The sequence below is a fragment of the Mycolicibacterium sp. CBM1 genome, assembly GCF_054073305.1.
In genome coordinates this window covers 163,173-183,849 of the sequence record NZ_JBSXPP010000013.1, presented here as the reverse complement: position 1 = coordinate 183,849, position 20,677 = coordinate 163,173, and the positions used below count along the sequence as shown (strand labels likewise).

23 protein-coding genes are annotated in these 20,677 nt (G+C 67.8%); 11 read left to right on the top strand and 12 right to left on the bottom strand.

Going from position 1 to position 20,677, the window contains the following annotated elements; genetic code table 11:
• The first annotated feature begins 69 nt into the window (after nt 1-69).
• The gene (locus ACXDF8_RS18285) at nt 70-1,617 is read left to right on the top strand and encodes an IS1182 family transposase (RefSeq protein ID WP_457222064.1); all 1,548 of its coding nucleotides are present in this window, start codon (nt 70-72) and stop codon (nt 1,615-1,617) included.
• Nucleotides 1,618-1,806: 189 nt separating this feature from the next.
• Here the strand turns inward: ACXDF8_RS18285 and ACXDF8_RS18280 are convergent, their stop codons facing one another.
• Genes ACXDF8_RS18280 through aroA form a run of 3 tightly spaced genes read right to left on the bottom strand, consistent with a single transcriptional unit; the run spans nt 1,807 to nt 4,977 of the window.
• Nucleotides 1,807-2,664, bottom strand: a complete 858-nt coding sequence (locus ACXDF8_RS18280) for an aldo/keto reductase (RefSeq protein ID WP_457224685.1) — start codon at nt 2,662-2,664, stop codon at nt 1,807-1,809.
• Between the two features lie 40 nt (nt 2,665-2,704).
• On the bottom strand, nt 2,705-3,694 hold the full coding sequence (rsgA, locus tag ACXDF8_RS18275; protein ID WP_457224684.1) for a ribosome small subunit-dependent GTPase A: 990 nt from the start codon (nt 3,692-3,694) through the stop codon (nt 2,705-2,707).
• Nucleotides 3,691-4,977, bottom strand: coding sequence for a 3-phosphoshikimate 1-carboxyvinyltransferase (gene aroA, locus ACXDF8_RS18270; RefSeq protein WP_457224683.1), 1,287 nt, complete (start codon nt 4,975-4,977; stop codon nt 3,691-3,693). The genes rsgA and aroA overlap by 4 nt, the downstream gene beginning before the upstream one ends.
• A gap of 45 nt (nt 4,978-5,022) precedes the next feature.
• Between aroA and ACXDF8_RS18265 the strand changes: the two genes are divergently transcribed.
• The 3 genes from ACXDF8_RS18265 (at nt 5,023) to ACXDF8_RS18255 (ending at nt 9,227) form a co-directional block, all read left to right on the top strand.
• Nucleotides 5,023-5,796 (top strand): SOS response-associated peptidase, encoded by a 774-nt coding sequence (locus ACXDF8_RS18265; protein ID WP_457224682.1) that lies wholly within the window; start codon nt 5,023-5,025, stop codon nt 5,794-5,796.
• 54 nt (nt 5,797-5,850) lie between these two features.
• The gene (locus tag ACXDF8_RS18260) at nt 5,851-7,389 is read left to right on the top strand and encodes an aldehyde dehydrogenase family protein (RefSeq protein WP_457224681.1); all 1,539 of its coding nucleotides are present in this window, start codon (nt 5,851-5,853) and stop codon (nt 7,387-7,389) included.
• Nucleotides 7,390-7,520: 131 nt separating this feature from the next.
• Nucleotides 7,521-9,227 carry a diguanylate cyclase domain-containing protein gene (locus tag ACXDF8_RS18255; RefSeq protein ID WP_457224680.1) on the top strand — a complete coding sequence of 569 codons (1,707 nt, stop codon included), beginning with the start codon at nt 7,521-7,523 and terminating at the stop codon, nt 9,225-9,227.
• Here ACXDF8_RS18255 and ACXDF8_RS18250 read toward each other — a convergent pair.
• Both ACXDF8_RS18250 and ACXDF8_RS18245 read right to left on the bottom strand, forming a co-directional pair.
• Entirely contained in the window at nt 9,224-10,078 is an 855-nt protein-coding gene (locus tag ACXDF8_RS18250; protein ID WP_457224679.1) for an SDR family oxidoreductase, read from the bottom strand. The genes ACXDF8_RS18255 and ACXDF8_RS18250 overlap by 4 nt on opposite strands.
• Before the next feature lie 4 nt (nt 10,079-10,082).
• Complete coding sequence (locus ACXDF8_RS18245; protein WP_457224678.1) at nt 10,083-10,574, bottom strand: aminoacyl-tRNA deacylase; 492 nt, start codon at nt 10,572-10,574, stop codon at nt 10,083-10,085.
• A 258-nt stretch (nt 10,575-10,832) separates the two neighbouring features.
• On the opposite strand from ACXDF8_RS18245, the gene ACXDF8_RS18240 reads away from it, so the two are divergent.
• On the top strand, nt 10,833-11,525 hold the full coding sequence (locus ACXDF8_RS18240; protein WP_457224697.1) for a sigma-70 family RNA polymerase sigma factor: 693 nt from the start codon (nt 10,833-10,835) through the stop codon (nt 11,523-11,525).
• Nucleotides 11,522-11,839, top strand: coding sequence for a mycothiol system anti-sigma-R factor (rsrA, locus tag ACXDF8_RS18235; protein WP_457224677.1), 318 nt, complete (start codon nt 11,522-11,524; stop codon nt 11,837-11,839). The genes ACXDF8_RS18240 and rsrA overlap by 4 nt, the downstream gene beginning before the upstream one ends.
• 75 nt (nt 11,840-11,914) lie before the next feature.
• Here rsrA and ACXDF8_RS18230 read toward each other — a convergent pair whose 3' ends face one another.
• A complete protein-coding gene (locus tag ACXDF8_RS18230) occupies nt 11,915-11,989 on the bottom strand; it encodes a 50S ribosomal protein bL37 (RefSeq protein WP_011728008.1) in 75 nt (24 codons plus the stop codon).
• 116 nt (nt 11,990-12,105) lie between these two features.
• On the opposite strand from ACXDF8_RS18230, the gene ACXDF8_RS18225 reads away from it, so the two are divergent.
• On the top strand, nt 12,106-12,321 hold the full coding sequence (locus ACXDF8_RS18225; RefSeq protein WP_457224696.1) for a biotin/lipoyl-binding carrier protein: 216 nt from the start codon (nt 12,106-12,108) through the stop codon (nt 12,319-12,321).
• Between the two features lie 4 nt (nt 12,322-12,325).
• Entirely contained in the window at nt 12,326-13,822 is a 1,497-nt protein-coding gene (locus ACXDF8_RS18220) for a two-component system sensor histidine kinase PdtaS (protein WP_457224676.1), read from the top strand.
• A gap of 86 nt (nt 13,823-13,908) precedes the next feature.
• Here ACXDF8_RS18220 and ACXDF8_RS18215 read toward each other — a convergent pair whose 3' ends face one another.
• Both ACXDF8_RS18215 and ACXDF8_RS18210 read right to left on the bottom strand, forming a co-directional pair.
• Entirely contained in the window at nt 13,909-14,163 is a 255-nt protein-coding gene (locus ACXDF8_RS18215) for a WhiB family transcriptional regulator (protein WP_078020443.1), read from the bottom strand.
• 248 nt (nt 14,164-14,411) lie between these two features.
• Nucleotides 14,412-15,392, bottom strand: a complete 981-nt coding sequence (locus ACXDF8_RS18210; protein ID WP_457224675.1) for a diacylglycerol/lipid kinase family protein — start codon at nt 15,390-15,392, stop codon at nt 14,412-14,414.
• Between the two features lie 91 nt (nt 15,393-15,483).
• On the opposite strand from ACXDF8_RS18210, the gene ACXDF8_RS18205 reads away from it, so the two are divergent.
• Complete coding sequence (locus ACXDF8_RS18205; RefSeq protein WP_457224674.1) at nt 15,484-15,957, top strand: GtrA family protein; 474 nt, start codon at nt 15,484-15,486, stop codon at nt 15,955-15,957.
• Between the two features lie 20 nt (nt 15,958-15,977).
• Nucleotides 15,978-16,367 carry a hypothetical protein gene (locus ACXDF8_RS18200; protein ID WP_457224673.1) on the top strand — a complete coding sequence of 130 codons (390 nt, stop codon included), beginning with the start codon at nt 15,978-15,980 and terminating at the stop codon, nt 16,365-16,367.
• Nucleotides 16,368-16,371: 4 nt separating this feature from the next.
• Here the strand turns inward: ACXDF8_RS18200 and ACXDF8_RS18195 are convergent, their stop codons facing one another.
• Genes ACXDF8_RS18195 through ACXDF8_RS18185 form a run of 3 tightly spaced genes read right to left on the bottom strand, consistent with a single transcriptional unit; the run spans nt 16,372 to nt 18,553 of the window.
• Nucleotides 16,372-16,800: a GNAT family N-acetyltransferase gene (locus ACXDF8_RS18195; RefSeq protein ID WP_457224695.1), complete on the bottom strand. Its 429-nt coding sequence runs from the start codon at nt 16,798-16,800 to the stop codon at nt 16,372-16,374.
• Nucleotides 16,801-16,847: 47 nt separating this feature from the next.
• Nucleotides 16,848-17,945, bottom strand: coding sequence for an isochorismate synthase (locus ACXDF8_RS18190; RefSeq protein WP_457224672.1), 1,098 nt, complete (start codon nt 17,943-17,945; stop codon nt 16,848-16,850).
• On the bottom strand, nt 17,942-18,553 hold the full coding sequence (locus ACXDF8_RS18185; protein WP_457224671.1) for an acid phosphatase: 612 nt from the start codon (nt 18,551-18,553) through the stop codon (nt 17,942-17,944). Before ACXDF8_RS18185 ends, ACXDF8_RS18190 begins: the two co-directional genes overlap by 4 nt.
• A 73-nt stretch (nt 18,554-18,626) precedes the next feature.
• Between ACXDF8_RS18185 and ACXDF8_RS18180 the strand changes: the two genes are divergently transcribed.
• Nucleotides 18,627-19,427, top strand: coding sequence for a ParA family protein (locus tag ACXDF8_RS18180; protein ID WP_457224694.1), 801 nt, complete (start codon nt 18,627-18,629; stop codon nt 19,425-19,427).
• A gap of 8 nt (nt 19,428-19,435) precedes the next feature.
• On the opposite strand, the gene ACXDF8_RS18175 is transcribed toward ACXDF8_RS18180, so the two are convergent.
• Nucleotides 19,436-20,665: an Rv3212 family protein gene (locus ACXDF8_RS18175; RefSeq protein ID WP_457224670.1), complete on the bottom strand. Its 1,230-nt coding sequence runs from the start codon at nt 20,663-20,665 to the stop codon at nt 19,436-19,438.
• Nucleotides 20,666-20,677: the final 12 nt, after the last annotated feature.

The window sequence follows — 20,677 nt, the reverse complement described above, 5'->3', positions numbered from 1 at the left end:
CTAGGAGCCTGCTGAATTAATCCCGCGTGGCGGGGCCGGTTGTGCTGGGGTTTTGGGGACAATTGGTGGGTGCAAGGTCGCTCGGATGATCAGCGTGAGTTGTTGGATGCGGAGTCGGTTGCCGGGCATTTGTTGAAGTCCGACAGCATGTTTGCTTTCTTGGCGGCGCATCGTTCGCAGTTGTTTCCCGAGGAGATGTTCGTCGATCTGTTTCCGTCACGACGGGGCCGACCGAGTGTTCCAGCCGAGGTGATGGCCTCGGTGATCACCTTGCAGGCGCTACACGGCCTGTCGGATAACGAGACCGTCGAGGCGGTCACCTTCGATCTGCGGTGGAAGGCGGCCTGCGGGATGCCGATCACCGCGACGGCGTTTCACTCCACCACGTTGACCTACTGGCGGCGCCGGTTGGCGGCCTCAGAGCGCCCGAACCGGATCTTCGAGGCGGTCAAAGCCGTCGTCACCGAGACCGGAGTTTTGGCCAAGAAGACACGGCGGGCGCTGGATTCCACCGTCCTGGACGACGCGGTCGCCACCCAGGACACCGTCACGCAGCTGATTGCCGCGATCCGCCGGGTCCGCCGCGACGTACCCGACGCCGCGCAGGTCATCGAGGCCCAGTGCACTGCGCATGACTACGACGACCCGGGCAAACCCGCGATCGCCTGGAACGACAAGTCAGCCCGTGACCAGCTCGTTGATGCCCTGGTCAGCGACGCGCACCGACTGCTCGGTCACCTCCCCGAGCAGGATCTCGGGCCCCGCGCCGCCGAAGCGGTGGCATTGTTGGCGCTGATCACTGGCCAGGACGTCGAACCCGTCGAGGGCTCTGATGGCACCGACGGGCAGTGGCGCATCGCCCAGCAGGTCGCCCCGGACCGGATCATCTCCACTGTCGATCCTGACACCCGCCACGCTCACAAGACGGTGCACCGCCGCCAGGACGGCTTCAAAGCCCATATCGCGGTCGAACCCGACACCGGCATCATCACCGACTGCGCCCTGACCAAGGCCAACGGCCCCGACAACCACGAAGCCGTGGTCGGGTTGGCCCTGCTCGACGACGAACCCGCTCCAGTGCGGGTGCTCGGGGATTCGGCCTACGGCACCGGCGACGCCCGCGCCGCACTGGCCGAACGCAAGCACATCGCCGTGATCAAACCGACGCCGCTGCGCGCGCCGGTGCCCGGTGGATTCACCAGCGACGATTTCAGCATCGACTTCGATGCCCGCACCGTGACCTGCCCGGCCGGCCACACCGCCGGTATCGCACCCAGGGGTGGGGTGAAGTTCGAGAGGCACTGTCGTTCATGCCCTTTGACAACGCAATGCACCACTGCCAAGCGTGGACGCCAGCTCACCATCGGTGAACACGAACAGCGTCTACGCGCAGCCCGAGCAGTCGCCCGCACACCCGAGTGGCAGGACGAGTACCGCCAACACCGCCCCATGGTGGAACGCTCGATCGCCTGGCTCACCCGAGGAAACCGCAAACTCCGCTACCGCGGAATCGCGAAGAACGGCTACTGGCTCCACCATCGCAGTGCCGCGCTGAACCTGCGACGCCTCATCACGATGGGCCTGACCCACACCGGCACCACCTGGGCCATCGCCTAGCACAGACCACCAGGTCTTGCCGTCACACAGCACAGATGCCACGCTCGACACGGCGGGGTGACCCTCGAATTGTCGGCCCTCAGGTCTGAGGGAACACACGCGCCACAGAGCGCTCTGAGGCACCCCGCCCCAAACGCCCTAATTCAGCAGGCTCCTAGAGCAAGGCGGCCCAGGGTCCGTTGTCGGGGTCTACTTCGGGATGTAGTCGAAGGTGTCCGGGTTCGGGCCGCGGCGCCCGCCCTCGCCCTTGTCGAGTTCGGTCAGCGCGTCGATCTCGTCGTCGCCGAGTTCGAAGTCGAAGATCTCGAAGTTTTCCTTGATGCGGTCGGTCGTGACCGATTTCGGGAACACGATGTCACCGCGTTCGATGTGCCAGCGCAACACCACCTGGGCCGGGCTCTTGCCGACCTTCTGCGCGATCTGGCCGACCACGGGGTCGTCGAGCACCGCGCCCTGGGCGATCGGCGACCACGCCTCGGTCAGGATGGTGTGGTCGATGCCGTAGGCGCGCACCGTGTCGTTGGTGAAATACGGATGCACTTCGATCTGATTGACGGCGGGCACCGTCTCGGTGTCGCGGGCCAGCTCCTCGAGGTGGTGGATCTGGAAGTTCGACACCCCGATGCTGCGGGCGCGGCCGTCGGACTTGAACTCCTCCAACGTCTTCCACGTCGAGATGAAGTCACCGTCGTAGAGGGTCGGCAGCGGCCAGTGGATCAAGAACAGGTCCACGTAGTCGAAGCCGAGGGCCTCGATGGTCGCCTCGAAGGCCCGCCGCGCGTCGTCGGGCCGGTGGAAGCCGTTGTTCAGCTTGCTGGTGACGTATACCTCGCCGCGATCGATCCCGGAATCGCGAATGCCCTGCCCGACACCCTGCTCGTTTTGGTACATCTCGGCGGTGTCGATGTGGCGGTAGCCGATCTCCAGCGCCGTGCGCACCGCCGCGGCGGTCTCGTCGGGCGGGATCTGGAAGACACCGAAGCCGAGCTGGGGGATTCGGTTGCCGTCGTTCAGGGTGAGGCTGGGAACCTGGGATTCTGCGGTCATGTGTGCGGCGTGCCCTCTCGATTGGCGATGCAAACAATTATCAGTACGCGGCGGTTTCCGACAACGCGGACAGCAGCCGCCGGGCCGCGCGGACGCGACGGGCGGGCGGCCCGGTCAGCGTGTCGAGCGCGCATTCGGGGTCGGCGGGCGGCCCCCTGTGGCCACATCCGCGGGGACAGTCGTCGACGACGTCGGCAAGATCGGAGAACGCTCGCAGCACATCGTCGGGCTCGATGTGCGCCAGCCCGAACGAGCGGATGCCCGGGGTGTCGATCGCCCAGCCGCCGCCGGGTAGCGGCAACGCCACCGACTGGGTCGACGTGTGCTTACCCTTGCCGACGCCCGACACCTCGCCGACGGCCCGGAATGCCTCCGGGACAAGGCGATTCACCAGCGTCGACTTCCCGACGCCGGAATGGCCGAGAAGTACGGTGACCTGTCCGGTGAGTAGCCGACGCACCTCGTCGACCATGTCGTCGCGGCCGGCGGTGATCACGGTCAGATCCAGGTCGGCGAACTGTTCGGCGAACGGCTCGGGCGCGGCGAGATCGGTCTTGGTCAGGCACAGGATCGGCCGGATGCCGCCGGCATAGGCCGCGATCAGTGCCCGGTCGACCAGCCCGGTGCGCGGCGGCGGGTCGGCCAGCGCGACCACCATCAACAGTTGATCGGCGTTGGCGACGATCACCCGTTCCGTCGGATCGGTGTCGTCGGCGGTGCGCCGCAACACCGTTCGCCGCTCGCGGCGGCGCACGATGCGGGCCAGCGTGTCGGGCCGGCCGGAAAGGTCGCCGACGATGTCGACCCAGTCCCCGACAACGATCGGGGTGCGGCCCAGTTCGCGGGCGCGCATCGCCGTCACGTGCCGTTGTGGGTCACCGCCGAGGACGCATCCCCACCGGCCGCGGTCGACGGTGACGACCATCGCCGATTCGGCATCGGTGTGCCCGGGACGAGTCTTGGTACGCGGACGCGAACCACGGCCCGACCGGATCTTGACGTCGGACTCGTCGTACTCGCGTCGGCTCAACCGCGGCCCACCATCTCGATCCACAGCCGCGGAAAGTCCGGCAGCGTCTTGGCGGTGGTGGCGATGTCCTCGACCGTCACCCCGGGAACCCGCAGGCCGACAATGGCGCCCGCGGTCGCCATCCGGTGGTCGGCGTAGGAATGCCAGGTTCCGGCGTGCAGGGGCTGTGCGGTGATGACCAGCCCGTCGTCGGTCTCGCGGCAGTCGCCCCCGAGGGCGTTGATCTCGGCGCTCAGCGCTGCGAGCCGATCGGTTTCGTGGCCGCGCAGGTGTGCGATGCCGCTGAGCCGCGATACCGAACCGGGGGTGGCCAGTGCGGCCAGCGCCGCCACCGACGGCGCCAACTCGCCCACGTCATGCAGATCGACGTCGAAACCTGGATAGCCGCCGGCGGCGCCGGTCACTTCGAGAAGTGAATCAGACTGTCGCACAGTCGATCCAAGCAGTTTGAAGATGCCGACCACGGTCTCGATCGGCTGCACGCTCGATGTCGGCCAGCCGCCGATGCCCACCGTGCCCCCGGTCACCACCGCGGCGGCCAAGAACGGCACCGCGTTGGACAGATCCGGCTCGACCACCCAGTGCCGGGCCGACACCGGCCCGGGCCGTACCCGCCACTGGTTGGGCACGGTGTCGTCGACCGGCACGCCGGCTTCGCCCAGCATCACCGCCGTCATCGCGATGTGCGGGGCGGAGGGCACCGATGCGCCGGTGTGCACGACGGTCAGTCCCTGGCGGAATGCCGCGCCGGACAACAACAGTCCCGAGACGAACTGGGAGGAGGCCGAGGCGTCGATGCGAACCACACCGCCCTCGACGGAGCCGCGACCGCGCACCGAGAACGGCAACCCGCTGCCGTCGATATCCACACCCAGCCCACGCAGCGCTTCGAGAAGCGGGGCAATCGGGCGCGTCCTGGCCTGCTCGTCACCGTCGAACTCGACCACCTCGGTACTCAGCGCGGCCAGCGGCGGGACGAATCGCAGCACCGTGCCGGCCAGCCCGCAGTCGATGCGGGTGGCGGCCGCCGGGGCCAGCGATCCGCCGACCTCCAGCTCCGAACCGGCGCCTGCGATCTCGATGCCCAGTGCCTGCAGCGCGCCGATCATCAAATCGGTGTCCCGGCTGCGCAGGGCGCCGCTGATGGTCGATCGGCCACTGCCCTGTGCGGCGGCTACCGCGGCGAGCACCAGGGTGCGGTTGGTCTGCGACTTCGAACCGGGGATCGCCACGGTGGCGTGCACTGGTGCCGGGGCCGACGGTGCCGTCCACAGTTCGCTCACGGCTATACATCCTGCCCTGTCGGGCCGGTGCGCCACCATGGAGGCATGTGCGGACGATTCGCGGTTACCACCGACCCGGCCCTGCTGGCCGAGAAGATCCACGCCATCGACGAGATGACGGCGGCCACCGAGACGGCTTCGAAGGCCGGCGGTCCGAACTACAACGTCGCCCCGACGTCGAGCGTCGCCACCGTCGTCAGCCGCCATGACCATCCCGACGACACGCCGACCCGGCGGCTTCGGCTGATGCGCTGGGGGCTGGTCCCGCCGTGGGTCAAGGCGGCCGCCGACGGCAGCCCGGAGAACAAGGGCCCGCTGCTGATCAATGCCCGCGCCGAGAAGATCACCACCTCGCCGGCGTTTCGCTCCTCGGCCAAGAGCAAGCGTTGCCTGGTGCCGATGGATGGCTACTACGAGTGGAAGCCCGACCCGGACAGTCCGGCGGGCAAGAAGGCGCGCAAGACGCCGTATTTCATGCACCGCGCCGATGGCGAGCCGTTGTTCATGGCCGGACTGTGGTCGGTGTGGCGCCCGGACAAGGACGGTTCACCGCTGCTGAGCTGCACCATCATCACCACCGACGCGGTCGGGGAGCTCGCCGAGATCCACGACCGGATGCCGCTGGTGGTGGCCGAGCGGGACTGGGACCTCTGGCTGAATCCCGATGCGCCGGCCGACACCGACCTGCTGACCCGGGCGCCGGAGATCGACGGTATCGAGATCCGCGAGGTGTCCACCCTGGTCAACAGCGTCCGCAACAACGGCCCGGAACTCATCGAACCGGCAGAGCCGGGCAACCAACCGGTTGGCCTGTTCTAGGCGCGAGGCGGCGGCTACGCTCACAGACAAATGCCACCAGCGAGAGGAGCGGCCATGACCGCGGTCGAGCCCAGGGCCGATCAGGCCACCATCACCGTGCGCAACCCCGCCGACGGACGAGTCTCCGGCACCGTGCCGGTGTACGGCGCCGACGAGGTGGCCGCCAAGGCTCGCGAATTGCGGCTCTACCAGTCCGAGTGGGAGTCGATGGGCCCGCGCGGCCGAAAGCACTGGATGCTCAAGTGGCGGGACTGGATTCTGGACCACACCGACCACCTGACCGAGGTGCTCATGTCGGAGACCGGCAAGTCGCGCGGGGACGCCATGCTCGAGCCGGTGGCGCTGGCCGACGCCATCAAGTACTGGTCGGGCAACGCCGAGGAGTTCCTCGCCGACCGCCACCCGAAGCCACACAGCCTGCTGTTCAAGGTCAAGAAGCTCACGACGGTCTACCGGCCCTACCCGCTGGTCGGGATGATCGAACCGTGGAATTTCCCGCTGGCGATGCTCGCCCTGGACGTGGTGCCGGCGCTGGCGGCCGGCGCCGCGGTTCTGCTGAAACCCTCTGAGGTGACGCCACTTTCGGCGGTCGAGTTCGTCCGCGGCTGGACCGAGGTCGGTGCGCCGCCGGTGCTCGGCCTGGCCACCGGCTACGGCGAGACCGGTGCGGCGGTGATCGCCAACTCCGACTACGTCCACTTCACCGGCTCCACCGCCACCGGCCGCAAGGTGGCCGTGGCCTGTGCCGAGCGGCTGATCCCGTTCAGCCTGGAACTCGGCGGTAAAGACCCCGCGATCGTGCTGGCCGACGCCGACATCGACCGCGCCGCCAATGGCATCGCCTGGGGCGGGATGTTCAACTCCGGCCAGGTGTGCATCTCGGTGGAGCGGGTCTACGTCGAGGCCCCGGTCTATGACGAGTTCGTCGCCAAGCTGACCGCCAACGTCCGGTCGATCAAGCAGGGCCAGGAGAGCGCGGGGGCGAAGTACGACACCGGCGCGATGGCGACCGCCGCCCAGCGCGACATCGTCGACCGGCACGTGCAAGAGGCGGTCGCGGCGGGCGCGCGGGTGCTCGCCGGCGGCAAACCGACCGGCGTCGGCACGTTCTTCCAGCCCACCGTGCTGGCCGACGTCACCTCGAGCATGTCGTGCATCGCCGAAGAGACCTTCGGGCCGACCCTGCCGGTGGTCAAGGTCGCCGACGAGGACGAGGCGATCCGGCTGGCCAACGATTCCCAGTACGGGCTGTCGGCGAGCGTGTGGACCGGTGACGTCGAGCGCGGCGAGCGGGTGGCCCGCCGGCTGGAGTGCGGCGCGGTCAACATCAACGACGCGCTGACCAACGTGTTCTGCCCGTCGCTGCCGATGGGTGGCTGGAAGGACTCCGGCATCGGCTACCGCTCCGGCGGGGCCAGCGGCCTGATCAAGTTCTGTCGCCAGCAGGCCATCACCGCCCCCAGGATCCCCACCCAGAAATCCGAACTGATGTGGTACTCGTCGTCGAAGCGGCAGGGCAAGATCGCCATCGCCGCGATGCGGGCGATGGCGGGTAGCGGCGTGCGCCGCTTCGGGTTACGCCCGGGAAGATAGTCCGCCAGCACGGTTCATTCCGTGCACGGTGCGGCTGACGAGGGGTTAGGTTCGTCAACGTGGGGGGGAGCCAGGCACCCGGGGTCGAGCCGCAGTCCCGACTCGGTGTTTTCGTCACCGTGTTGGGCCGTGTGGTGCTGGTGCTGGTACTGGTCGTCGCTGCCCTGAACTGGGTGGGATGGGCCACCGGAGTCGAGCTGCTGACCCGTGTCTTCGCATCGTGGCCACAGATGGTGCCGTGGACAGCGCTCCTGGTGGCCGCGTTGGCGGTCGCGATTCTGCTGCAGTCCGGGACGCCGTCTGCTGCCAAGGTGTGGTTCGGATGCGGCCTCGCCGTCATGGCGGGCTCGGTCGCGGCGACGTTCCTCGCCGAATACGCGACAAGCAGCTCGTGGGGGTTGGATCAATGGTGGTTCACCGCCGACGTTCGTGCGATGCAGAAGACCTGGCCCGGCCGCCCCAGCCCGCAGACAGGCGTGGCGGTCGTGCTGCTGGCGATCGCCGTCGGATTGACTTGGCTTGATCACCGTTGGGCCCGTGTGGTCCGCATGGTGAGCCTAGTGGCGGCGATCGCGCTGCCGTCGGTGGTAGCTGCGGCCTACATGTTCCAAGCCATGTCCGTGATCGCCGTCTCGCCGTCGACGGGGATGGCCATCTCGACGGCCCTTTGTCTTTTCCTGCTGGGTGCAGCCACTTTCACGGCGCGGCTCGACCGTAATCCGGCCGCTTGGCTGCTGGGCAGAGCGGACGGGTGGACCCTGGTCCGTATTGCCGGTGTGCTGGCCGGCCTGCCAATCGTCATCGGCTTGTCGAGGCTGGCGCTGATAGCGGTTGGGCTGCCCGCGGACGCGGCCTGGGCCATGGCAATCTCGGTGGGTACCGTCACGACCGGTGTCGCGATCTTCTACCTCAGTCAGCGTGAACAACGACTACTGATAGACAGGGAACTCCTGAGTCGTGAGCGCGCGGATGCAGAGACCCTTTACCGGATCCTCGCCGAGAACGCCGTAGACACGGTGATCCGCCTGCACGGCACGGTGGTCGAATGGATCTCGCCGTCCGTGCGGGTCGCGTTCGGCGATGAGCCCTCGAAATGGGTCGGCTCCGACTTCACCACACGCGTTCATCCCGACGACATGCACGTGGTCGAGGCCAGTGCCCGGAGGATAGCCACAGGTGAGTCTTCGGTTGGTCGGTTCAGGGTCAGCGGCGCTGGCGGGAGCTACCACTGGGTCGATTGTCGCTCCAAGCCCTACTTCAACTCCGACGGTCAAGCCGATGGCCTCATCGCTGCACTGCGAGTCGTCGATGATCAGGTCGACGCCGAACGTCGCCTCGAGTATCTGGCGCGCTTCGATCCGCTGACCGGTCTGGCCAACCGCACAGAAGTGATGCGTCGCCTAGAGGTCGCACTGAATGGCGGGCCCGAGGCTCCAGCTTCTATCGGTCTGATCTTTTGTGACGTCGACGAGTTCAAGAAGATCAACGATACGTACGGGCACGCGGTCGGCGATCTGGTCCTCGCCACCGTGGCGATGCGAGTTCACGAATGCGTTCGGCCCGGGGACACGGTCGGGCGCACCGGCGGAGACGAATTCTTGGTTCTGCTACCCGGAATCGCCAGCATCGACGAGGCGACCGAGATCGCCGAGGCCATTCGTCGTCGCGCCGCCGAACCGATCAGGTACGGCGGCATGACCATCCATGCGAGCCTGAGCTTAGGGGCGACGCTCGCGCCGCCCGGAGAGGCGATCACGTCCATGACCACACGGGCAGACTTGGCGATGTACAAGGCCAAGCATGCGGGCAGGAACGCTGTCGCGGCTGCCTTGCCCTAGGCTTGGTAGCCGGGCGGGTTGGGGGTGTCGACCCACAGGTCGACCCCCAGCTCGGAGCCGGGGATGCAGTCATACACCGACAGGTCGGTGACACCGGCGTCGAGCAGCACGTCCTCGCACAGCAGGGAGTGCCCGGTGAACTCGCGCGCGGGCTTGCTCAGCACGGCGTAGGCGGCGTCGGAGTACACCTCCGGCTTGCGTGAGCGGGCCATCGCCTCGTCACCGCCCAGCAGGTTCTGCACGGCGGCGGTGGCCACCATGGTGCGCGGCCACAGCGTGTTGGAGGCAATCCCGGCTTCGCGCATCTCTTCGGCGATACCCAACGCGCACAACGTCATTCCGAACTTCGCCATCATGTACGGGGTCGGCTTGAGCCACTGCGACTCCAGCCGGATCGGCGGCGACAGCGTGAGGATGTGCGGGTTGTCCCGGCCCTTCATGTGCGGGATGCACGCCTGCGAGACGGCGTAGGTGCCGCGCACCTGGATGCCGTTCATCAAATCGAAGCGCTTGAGCGGCACCTCCTCGATCGAGCCGAGGTTGATCGCCGAGGCGTTGTTGACGCAGATGTCGATGGCACCGAACTGCTCGACGGCTTTCGCGACGGCCTCGGCCACCGAATCGCCGTCGCGGACGTCTCCGACGAGGGGTAGGGCCTGGCCGCCGACCTCTTCGATCTCCTTGGCGGCGGTGTAGATGGTGCCGGGCAGCTTGGGGTGCGGCTCGGTGGTCTTGGCCACCAGCGCAACGTTGGCACCGTCGGCGGCGACGCGCTTGGCGATGGCCAGGCCGATACCGCGGCTGGCGCCGGAGATGAACATTGTTTTGCCTGCGAACGATGTGCGTGCCATGGCGTCACCCTAAAGCGCGAATGTCGGCGGTTACCGCCTGGGTCAGCCGAATGAGGTCCTGTGGTGCCAGCGCTACGTCCCAGCCGCGTTTGCCGGCGCTGCACAGCACCTTCTCGAAGCCCAGCGCGGAGCTGTCCACCACCGTCGGCAGCCTGCGGCGTTGCCCGAGGGGGGAGATGCCGCCCAGCACATAACCGGTGGCCCGTTCGGCCGCTGCCTGCTCGGCCATGGTCGCTTTCGGCAGTCCCAGCGCCGCGGCGGCGGCCTTCAGCGACAGCTTCGACGGCACCGGCACCACCGCCACCGCGAGGGCGGAACCGGCCGCGATCACCAGCGTCTTGAAGATCTGCTCGGGCACCAGGGTGCCGCCGGCCAGGGCGGCGACCGCCTCGTCACCGTAGGAGTCGGCTCGCGGATCGTGCTGATAGCGCAGCACCTCGTGGGGGATGCCCGCTGCCACCAGCGCGGCGATCGCCGGTGTTGCCGCGCGCTTCACGCGCCGCAGCCTAACTCGGCGGTCGTGGGCCCGGAAATAGGGCGCCGGGAAATGCCGTTGTGGACTGTAGTCACCCCGGTCGGGGACCGCGACCGAAAAAGATGTCGCTCACAGCCTTAGGATTGGAAGGAGAGAAGTCCGGTGTCAGCTGCCCTCAGCCTGATGGTCGAAGAGCGGCCCGCCATATTTCTCGTTCGTCCGATACCGCTGCCGGAGCTCTTGCTGGGCGCCGCGGCAGAAGGGACTGTGTCACCCACGATGACCGACATCGACGCCGCCGACGACTCGGGTGCGGCCCCGACCGCGACGCGCGAGGAATCCGACGCGGAACTGACCGCGCGCTTCGAGCGCGACGCGATCCCGCTCCTGGACCAGCTCTACGGTGGTGCGCTGCGCATGACGCGCAACCCCGCAGACGCCGAAGACCTGTTGCAGGAAACCATGGTCAAGGCCTACGCCGGCTTCCGATCGTTCCGCGCGGGAACCAACCTGAAGGCCTGGCTCTACCGGATCCTGACCAACACCTACATCAACAGCTACCGCAAGAAGCAGCGCCAACCGGCGGAGTATCCGACCGAGGAGATCACCGACTGGCAGCTGGCGGCCAACGCCGAGCACACGTCGACAGGCTTGCGATCGGCCGAGGTCGAAGCACTCGAGCTGCTGCCGGACACCGAGATCAAAGAAGCTCTTCAGGCACTTCCGGAGGACTTCCGGATGGCGGTGTACTACGCCGACGTCGAGGGCTTCCCGTACAAGGAGATCGCCGAGATCATGGACACTCCGATCGGGACAGTGATGTCTCGGCTACACCGAGGCCGACGACAGCTGCGTACCTTGCTGGCCGACGTTGCCAAGGAACGCGGGTTCACCCGGCGGGCAGGAGTGGAACAACCCGGGGATGAATTCAGCGGACAGATTCAGGACGAGCCCGAGGAGGTGTCGTCATGACTGGCGACCAGGCGGTACCCGGCGGCGAGGCGGAGTGGCGTCCGCCGATCGGACCTATCGATCCGGACCATCCCGAGTGCGCGGCGGTGATCGCCGAAGTGTGGACGCTGCTCGACGGCGAGTGCACCGCCGAGACCCGCGATCGGCTCCGGCACCATCTCGAGGAATGCCCCACCTGCCTGCGCCACTACGGCGTCGAAGAACGCATCAAGAGCCTGGTCGCCAAGAAGTGCAGCGGCGAGAAAGCCCCGCATCACCTGCTGGAGCGGGTGCGTTTGGAGATCAGCCGCACCACGATCATCCGCCGCGGATAGCCGCTCGCATCACCACCCGCATACACAAAAGTGCCCGGCAAGCTGCCGGGCACTTCGTGTATCAGCTGACAGATGTCAGGCGTTGGGCCGCTTGCCGTGGTTGGCCTTGCTGTGCTTGCGGTCACGCTTCTTCCGGCCACGCTTGGCCATGATGTACCTCCATTGGGTCGACGCTTGCATACAGTGTCTCACGGCCCTACCGAACCGCTGACCACCCGGTGTTGTGGTTCGATAGAGCCGATCTAGACACAGGAGTGAGGGTGAAGATGGCCGAGGATGTGCGCGCCGAAATCGTGGCCAGTGTGCTCGAGGTTGTGGTCAACCAGGGAGACCAGATCGGTGCGGGCGACATCCTGGTGCTTCTCGAGTCGATGAAGATGGAGATCCCGGTGCTCGCCGAAGTGGGCGGCACCGTGACCGAGGTCAACGTCTCGGTGGGTGACGTCATCCAGGCGGGCGACCTTATTGCCGTGATCGACTAGCTTCGTGTCGACCCTCGGTGACCTGCTCGCCGAGCACACGGTGCTGCCCGGCGGCGCCGTGGATCACCTGCACGCGGTGGTCGGTGAGTGGCAACTGTTGGCGGACCTGTCCTTCGCCGATTACCTGATGTGGGTGCGCCGCGACGATGGCGCACTGGTGTGCGTCGCCCAGTGCCGGCCCAACACCGCCCCGACCGTCCTACTCAAGGACGCGGTCGGCACCGTCGTCGCCGAGGTGGACCTGCCGTTGGTGGCCGTCGCGTTCACCTCCGGCGCGATCCGGCGCGGCGATGCCGACACCGCACTGCGCGAGCCGGGACTCAACGTCGAAGCCGTCCCGGTGCGCTACAACAACCAGGTCGTGGCGGTCCTGACCCATCAGGCTGTGCTTGCCGAGCGGCGCACGTCGTCGCCGCTGGAGAAGGCGTACCTGGACTGTGCCGGCAACCTGCTGCACATGCTGTCGGAGGCGACGTTCCCCAACGTCGGTGATCTGGCGCTGTCCCGCTCCAGCCCGCGCGTGGGCGACGGTTTTATCCGCCTCGACGTCGACGGGGTGGTGACCTACGCCAGCCCCAATGCATTGTCGGCGTACCACCGGATGGGCCTGAGCGCCGAGTTAGAAGGCCACAACCTGGTAGCGATCACCCGACCGCTGATCTCCGACCCGTTCGAAGCCCAGGAACTGGCCGCGCACGTGCGCGACTCGCTGGCCGGCGGGGCGAGCATGCGGCTGGAGGTCGATGCCGGCGGGGCGGCGGTACTACTGCGCACGCTGCCCTTGGTGGTCCACGGCGCCGCTGCCGGGGCGGCGATGCTCATCCGGGACGTCACCGAGGTCAAGCGCCGCGACCGCGCCCTGCTGTCCAAGGACGCGACGATCCGGGAGATCCATCACCGGGTCAAGAACAATCTGCAGACCGTCGCGGCCCTGCTCCGGCTGCAGTCCCGCCGCACCAGTAACGAGGAGGCCCGCGAGGCCCTGATGGAATCGGTGCGCCGGGTGGCTTCCATCGCCCAGGTTCACGAGGCGCTGTCGATGTCGGTGGACGAAGAGGTCAACCTCGATGAGGTGATCGACCGGATCCTGCCGATCATGAACGACGTCGCCCGGGTGGACGCCCCGATCCGGATCAACCGGGAGGGGGCGCTGGGGGTGCTCGACGCCGACCGGGCAACCGCCTTGGTCATGGTGGTCACCGAACTCGTGCAGAACGCCATCGAGCACGCCTTCGAGTCCTCGGCCAAGCGCGGCAGTGTGACCATCCGCGCCGAGCGTTCGGCGCGTTGGCTCGACGTGGTGGTGCACGACGACGGGCGAGGGCTGCCCGAGGGCTTCAGTCTGGAGAAGTCCGACCGGTTGGGCCTGCAGATCGTGCGGACACTGGTCACCGCCGAACTCGACGGTTCCCTCGGAATGCACGACGTTCCCGGCGGTGGTACGGACGTCGTGTTGCGAGTCCCGTTGGGGCGCAGATCAAGCGCGCGCCTTTCGCAATAGCAAATGTGACCCAATCAACATCCGAAAATAAAGATCGCGGCCCCGGGCATTTGCCCAGAGTCGCGATCTTTAGGTTGAGCCGAGGCTCAGACGGTGCTGCGTGCGCGGGTGCGGGCGTTACGCCGCTTGAGCGCACGACGCTCGTCCTCGCTCATGCCGCCCCAGACACCGGCATCCTGGCCGGAATCCAAAGCCCAGGTCAGGCACTCGGTGGTTACTGGGCACCGGTTGCAGACGAGCTTCGCGTCAGCGATCTGGGCGAGAGCCGGGCCGCTGTTCCCCACGGGGAAGAACAGTTCCGGATCTTCGTCACGGCAGACCGCCTTGTGGCGCCAATCCATTTGTCGCTACTCCTTACTATGCGCGCGATGAAACGCACTCGATTTGTCTTCGGCTGTTAACGCGTGCACATAAATGTTTCTGTGCTGTTGCATCCGATCGTTTCACAGCCCTGACGGATGTCAATAGGACTCAGTTAACACGTGTGCAACGTCACTACAACCTCAGGCTGGGGGCCTGTTCAAAAACCCTCTACCCGTTTGTACTACACTTAATCCACCTGCGCCCTGAAGCGGCAGGTTTCACGGCATTACCGCTGGTCAGGCGCGATCTCGCTGGGTGGAGCGACCACGCTCAGCGCCCCTGGCGCCGCACGGAAAGTCATTTCCGCTCGAAGTCCGACAAAATCTCCGTCGATCTGGCTGGCGACCGGTTCGGATGCGGTGATCCGCACCCAGGCCACGTCGTCCTCGCGGATCAGGTGGCTGGCCTTGATGTCGGCCTTCTTCGACAGCATGCGCCGCACCAGCATCAGGTTCTTCCAGACGTTCATGCTGGTCGTGGCGAACACGCCGAGCCCGGTCTCAAACGTCGTGTCGGGGTTGGTCCACACCGGTCGGGTGTTGGCATAGGTCCACGGACTCGAGTTCGAGATGAACGCGAAGTACACCCCCGCCACCGGTTCACGGCCCGGAAGCTGCAGGCTCAGTCGAGGTTCCCGGCGCACGCTGGCCAGCACCTCGCGCACCGCAACCCGCACGTAGCGGCCTGCGGTGACCTTGCGTCCCTTGGCCCGCTGCGCCTCGACGGCGGCGACCACGTCGCCGTCGACGCCCATGCCGGCGGTGAACACCGCCCACCGCTCGCCGCAGTCCATCAATCCGATGCGGCGCCATTCGGCGCCGTTTCGCCGCGCGGTGAGCAGGTCGATGAGCTGATTGGTGGCCTCGATCGGGTCAGGGCTGATGCCCAGGGCGCGGGCAAAGACGTTGGCTGACCCGCCGGGGACCACCGCCACCGCGGGCAGCGGCACAGCTGGGGCCGGCCGATCCTGAGAGGGAAGACCCAACAGGCCGTTGACGACTTCGTTCACTGTGCCGTCGCCGCCGTGGACGATGATCACGTCGATGCCGTCGCGCCTGGCTGCGGCGGAGATCTCGATCGCATGGCCGCGGTGGTCGGTGTGCACGACGGTCAGCTCCACCCGGCTCTCCAACGCGTGGGCCAGCAGGTCGCGGCCGGCAGCGGTGGTCGAAGTGGCGTTGGGGTTCACGATCAGGACGGCACGCACGAGGTTCGAGCCTAACCGGGTCCCGTCGCCCAGCTTGAACTGTTTGCCTGCGCATCACGAAGCGGACAGCTGCCGGTGAGATGCTCGCGGCGTGGTTGTGGGGTCACAAGTCAGCCCGGCCAGCGCCGTCGGCTGGTTTCACCGCGCGTGCGAGGCTGTTGCCGCACGGTTGCCATTCGGCCTGAATTCCGTTGTGGCCCCGACATTTCTGGGCTTCGTGGTGATCAACTCGCTGACCTTCGCGTTGGACCTGGCGCTGTTGACCGTCCTGCACGGTGCGCTGCGGGTGCCGTTCGGTCTGGCGGTATCGGCGGCCTACGGGTGTGCGTTCGCGGTCAGTTACGTACTCAACCGGGTACTCAACTTCCGCTCGCACGGTGCTGTCGGGCCGCAGATCGCCGTCTACGTCGTCGTGGTGATCGTCAACTATGCGGCGTTCATCCTCGGTGTCTCCAGCGCGCTGCGGGCGTTCGGGATGGAGTACCACGTGGCGCGGATGGCGGCCGGGGCGTGCGAAGGCGTCTACATGTACTGCGCGATGCGGTGGGTGGTGTTCCGGCGCTGAGCGCTCGGTACCGTACTGGCGTGACGGATGTCCGATTCCCGCCCGTGGTGCGCTATGCCGGTGTCGTGACCGCTGCCGAAGGGGTGGTCGCGCTCGTTGTTGCGGCGGTGCTGGTGGTGCGTGGGCTGACCGGCGCCGACCAGCACATCGTCAACGGTTTCGGCACCGCCGCCTGGTTCGCCGTGATGGGCGCCGCGGTATTGGCCGCCGGCTGGGCGCTGGCCACCGGACGGCGCTGGGGTCGCGGCATCACCGTGTTCGCCAACCTGTTGCTGTTGCCGGTGGCCTGGTACATCGTGCGGTCGCACCAGCCGATCTACGCGATCGCAATGGGCGCGGTCGCCGTGGTCGTGCTGGGCCTGCTGTTCAGCCCGGCGGCGGTTCGCTGGGCGTCGCGGGCGGGGGAGTGAGAGATCAGGCTTCGGCGGCCAACCCGGTGAGCTTGTCACCGGTGACCCGGTAGGTGATCCACTCCGACATCGGCTTGCCGCCGACACCGTCGTAGAGCGCGATCGCGTTGACATTCCAGTCCAACACCGCCCAGGCCAGGCGGGAGTAGCCGTTGTCGACGCATTCCTTGGCTAGCGTCGCCAGCAGAGCCCGGGCCAGGCCCCGGCGGCGGAACCCGTCACGGACGAACAGGTCCTCCAGGTAGATGCCGGCCACTCCGTCCCAGGTGGAGAAGTTCCGGAACCACAGGGCCACCGCGGCCGCCTCGCCGTCGACCTCGGCGAGATGGCAGAAGCCGATCGGGTTGTCGGCGAAAAGCGCTGCGGCGATCTGGCTTTCGGTGACCGTGCACTGATCGGCGGCCTTCTCGAACTCGGCGAGTTCGCGGATCATCGCGACGATCTCGCCTTCGTCGCCGGGCCGCGCTCGACGGATCACGGTCACTGCTCTACCCCCAATGCCGAGAGGATGGTCCTGAATTTGGTTGTCGTCTCGGCGACTTCGTCGTCGGGATCGGATTCGGCGACAATACCGCCGCCGGCCAGCGCCAGCGCGCCGCACCGGTCGGCGGACAGCTGCGCACCACGGATCGCTACCACCCAGCGGCCGTCACCACGGGCGTCACACCAGCCCACCGCCCCGGCGTAGAAGCCGCGGTCACCTTCCAGTTCGGCGATCACGTCGACCGCGGTCTGCGTCGGCACACCGCCGACCGCCGGCGTGGGATGCAGCGCCAGCGCCAGATCGAGGGCGGTCGTCGACGTCTCGCGCAGACGCCCGCGGATCGGGGTGGACAGATGCCACAGGGCGGCAGTGCGGCTGAGCTGTGGGCTGGCCGCCACCTCGAGATCGCTGCAGAGCGGTTCCAGCGCGGCGCGCAAGGTGTCGACGACCAACTGGTGTTCGTGGCGGTTCTTGCCCGACTCGGCCAGGGCCGCGCCGTTGGCTGCGTCCGTGCTGGGGTCGGCGGCGCGGGGTGCCGAACCGGCGAACGGCTGGCAGGTCACCACACTCCCGCGGCGGGCGACCAGCAACTCAGGGCTGGCCCCGACCAGGGCGGTGCCGAGATACTCGCCGCCGGCGGGTGACAGGTCGGCGAAGTAGGCGCTGGCTTCGGCGTCGTCGGCGACCAGGCGGCGCAGGATTTCCAATTCGTCGAGCGGGCTGTCGGCGACCAGCCGCAGCGCGCGCGCCAGAACGACCTTCTGCAAAGGGTTTTCCGGGTCGGTGAGGCTCCGCAGCGCGGCCCGGATGCGGGCCCGGTGTACGTCGGGCGCGGGCACGGTCTCGGCGATGTGTACCGGCGGCAGGTCGTGGCGCGGCCACTCGGGCAGGGTGTCACCGAACGTCATCGACTCCGGTGCCAGCAACGCCGCCGCCTCCCGGATGTCGAAGGGCAACGCGCCCACCACCACCTCGGCTGTGCCGTCGGCCAGCGCCGCCGACGCGGCGGCGACGTCGGCGAAACCGGCCGTGATCCCGTCGGCGACGACCGTCCCGGCGGGCTCGCTCAGCACGAAGCGAGGGCGCGCGGTCACGTCCCGGTGACCGGCTCGCGGTGGCTGGTCAGGCCCAGGGCGGACAGCTGCCGCAGCCCGTACTCGAACCCGCACACCGCCACAGCCGCGGTGCCGAAGCCGTACCTGGCACCCTCGCGCAGCGGCTGCTCGACCCACCGGGTTACCACCGAGCGGGAGAAGTGGCCGTGACTGACGAACACCACGTCACGTTCGGGCATCGCGTCCAACGCGCGGGCGACGGCTTGGTCGGCGCGCATGCTGACCTGGTCGACGCTCTCCCCGCCCGGGCATCCGTAGGTCCACAGCAGCCAGCCGGGCGTCGCGGTGCGGATGTCGTGGGTGGTCATGCCCTCGTAGTCGCCGTAGTCCCACTCGACCAGCAGCGGGGACACCTCGTCGATGGTCAGGCCGGCCAATTCGGCGGTGGCCAGCGCACGTTTGCGCGGGCTGCTCAACACCAGCGGGTTGTCCAGGTCCAGGTGTGCGATGGTGTGGGCGGCCAGCTTGGCCTGCTCGCGCCCCTGCTCAGTGAGGTCGATGTCGGTGGTACTGGTGTGCTTGCGATCACGGGACCATTCGGTCTCGCCGTGTCGAAGCAGGACCAACCGATGGGTGCCGACGCTCACGTCCACCGATTGTGCCCGATGACCAGGTGTGGCGTGGCAGCCGGGACGCTTCCGCGCAGAACCTGCAAGGATGGTGGTCGTGACCCGAGTACTCGCGGTGGCCAACCAGAAGGGTGGGGTGGCCAAGACGACCACGGTCGCGTCTCTGGGGGCGGCTCTCGTCGATGCGGGCAAGCGTGTCTTGCTCGTCGACCTCGACCCGCAAGGATGTCTGACGTTCTCGCTGGGTGCCGATCCGGACAAGCTGCCGGTGTCGGTCCACGAAGTGCTGCTGGGCGACGTGGAGCCCGGCGCCGCGCTGGTGACCACCGCCGAGGGCATGACGTTGTTGCCGGCCAACATCGACCTGGCGGGCGCCGAGGCCATGCTGCTGATGCGGGCTGGGCGCGAGTACGCGCTGAAGCGGGCACTGGCGAAGCTCGACGATCAGTTCGACGTGGTGATCATCGACTGCCCGCCGTCGCTGGGGGTGCTGACGCTCAACGGGCTGACCGCCGCCGGTGAGGTGATCGTGCCGCTGCAGTGCGAGACGTTGGCGCACCGCGGCGTCGGGCAATTCCTGCGCACGGTCGCCGATGTCCAGCAGATCACCAACCCGGACCTCAAACTGCTCGGCGCGCTGCCCACCCTGTACGACTCGCGGACCACGCACAGCCGCGACGTGCTGCTCGACGTGGCCGACCGCTACGACCTTCCGGTGCTGTCCCCGCCGATCCCGCGCACTGTGCGGTTTGCCGAGGCCAGCGCGTCGGGGTCGTCGGTGCTCGCGGGCCGCAAGAACAAGGGCGGCACGGCGTACCGGGAGCTTGCCGACGCGCTGCTCAAATATTGGAAGTCGGGCAAGGTGCTGCCCACCTTCGCACCCGAGTTGTAGAGCGGGCGTTAGGTTTTCGGCCCGAACGCCGCGACCGTGTCCCCGCGCTGCTCGATCACGATCGACCCGGTCACGCCCGGTACCACCGGACCGTTGCCGGCCGGGTGGGTTACGGCGATGGTGCGCTGGTTCTCGCCGCTGGTCGGGTCGTACACGCCGAGGCCGGTGGTGAGCGGGATCAGCAGCCGGCCGGCCATCATCGTGGCGGGACCCAACGGCGCCACCGGCCCGGCCGCCTCGATGGTGTAGCGGTAGCTCAGCCGACCGTCGAAAACCTCGACGCTGTCGCCGGTCCACCAGGTGAACAGGTCACCCGCGCGGGTGACCGCCTGCGCCGGGTTGGCCAGGATCGGCGCCTTCTTGAGCAGTGTGCTGGACACCTTGGTGCCGGTGTCGTCGTAGATGGCGATCTCCGGGCGCGGCGAGGGCAGATAGACCGCGGTGGTGGTGCCCGCCACGGCCAGCACTCGAGCTTCGGAATCGGCGGCCACCCCGGGCAGCGGCACGTTCTTGGTGTCGGGCTCGTCTTCCTCTTTGGCAGGCCGCAGCAGAGTGAGGCGCAGGTCCTTCTGGTCGCGGCAGGCTTCCAGCACCGAGACGGCCTCGTCGCTGGCCGCGGCCGACATCAGCGTGCAACCGGCGCCGATGCCCTGGTTGACCGGCTTGATTCGGGCGTCGATCTCGCCATAGGACAGCATCCGGACCAGATCCGAGCGCCACAGTTCCAGCCGGGTCGGCCCGGCGGACAGCACAGCGCTGCCGTTGGAGCTGAGCACAACCCGCTGATCGGCGTAGGCGGTGCGGGTCGGCCCGCGCCGGCCGGTGCCGCCGTTGATGCTGCTGACCTGCCCGCAGCCGCGCTCGTCGGGATAGACGGCCACGGCAAGGTCGTAGACGTAGGACACCCCGCACAGCGGCAGATTGCGGGCGAAGGTCCAGCGGACCTGGCCGGTCTGTGGGTCGTGGCCGTCGACGGCCTGCCCATCGCCGGTCACCACGGTGCCGCCGACGATGATCGGGCTCAGCGTGCGCGGGCTGGCCGCCGTCCACAGCTGGTGCAGCGTATCGGGAACCACCCGCGCGGGAACGGGATTGGGCGCCGCCGTGGTAGCGGGGCGGCTGATCGTGGCCCGTGCCGAACTGTTCCACCAGAACAGTCCGGCCACGACGACCACGACGAGCGCGATCGTCGCCGCGGCGACGAGATCGCCTTTGGTACGGCGCTCGGGTCTGACCATCTAGGCGACGAT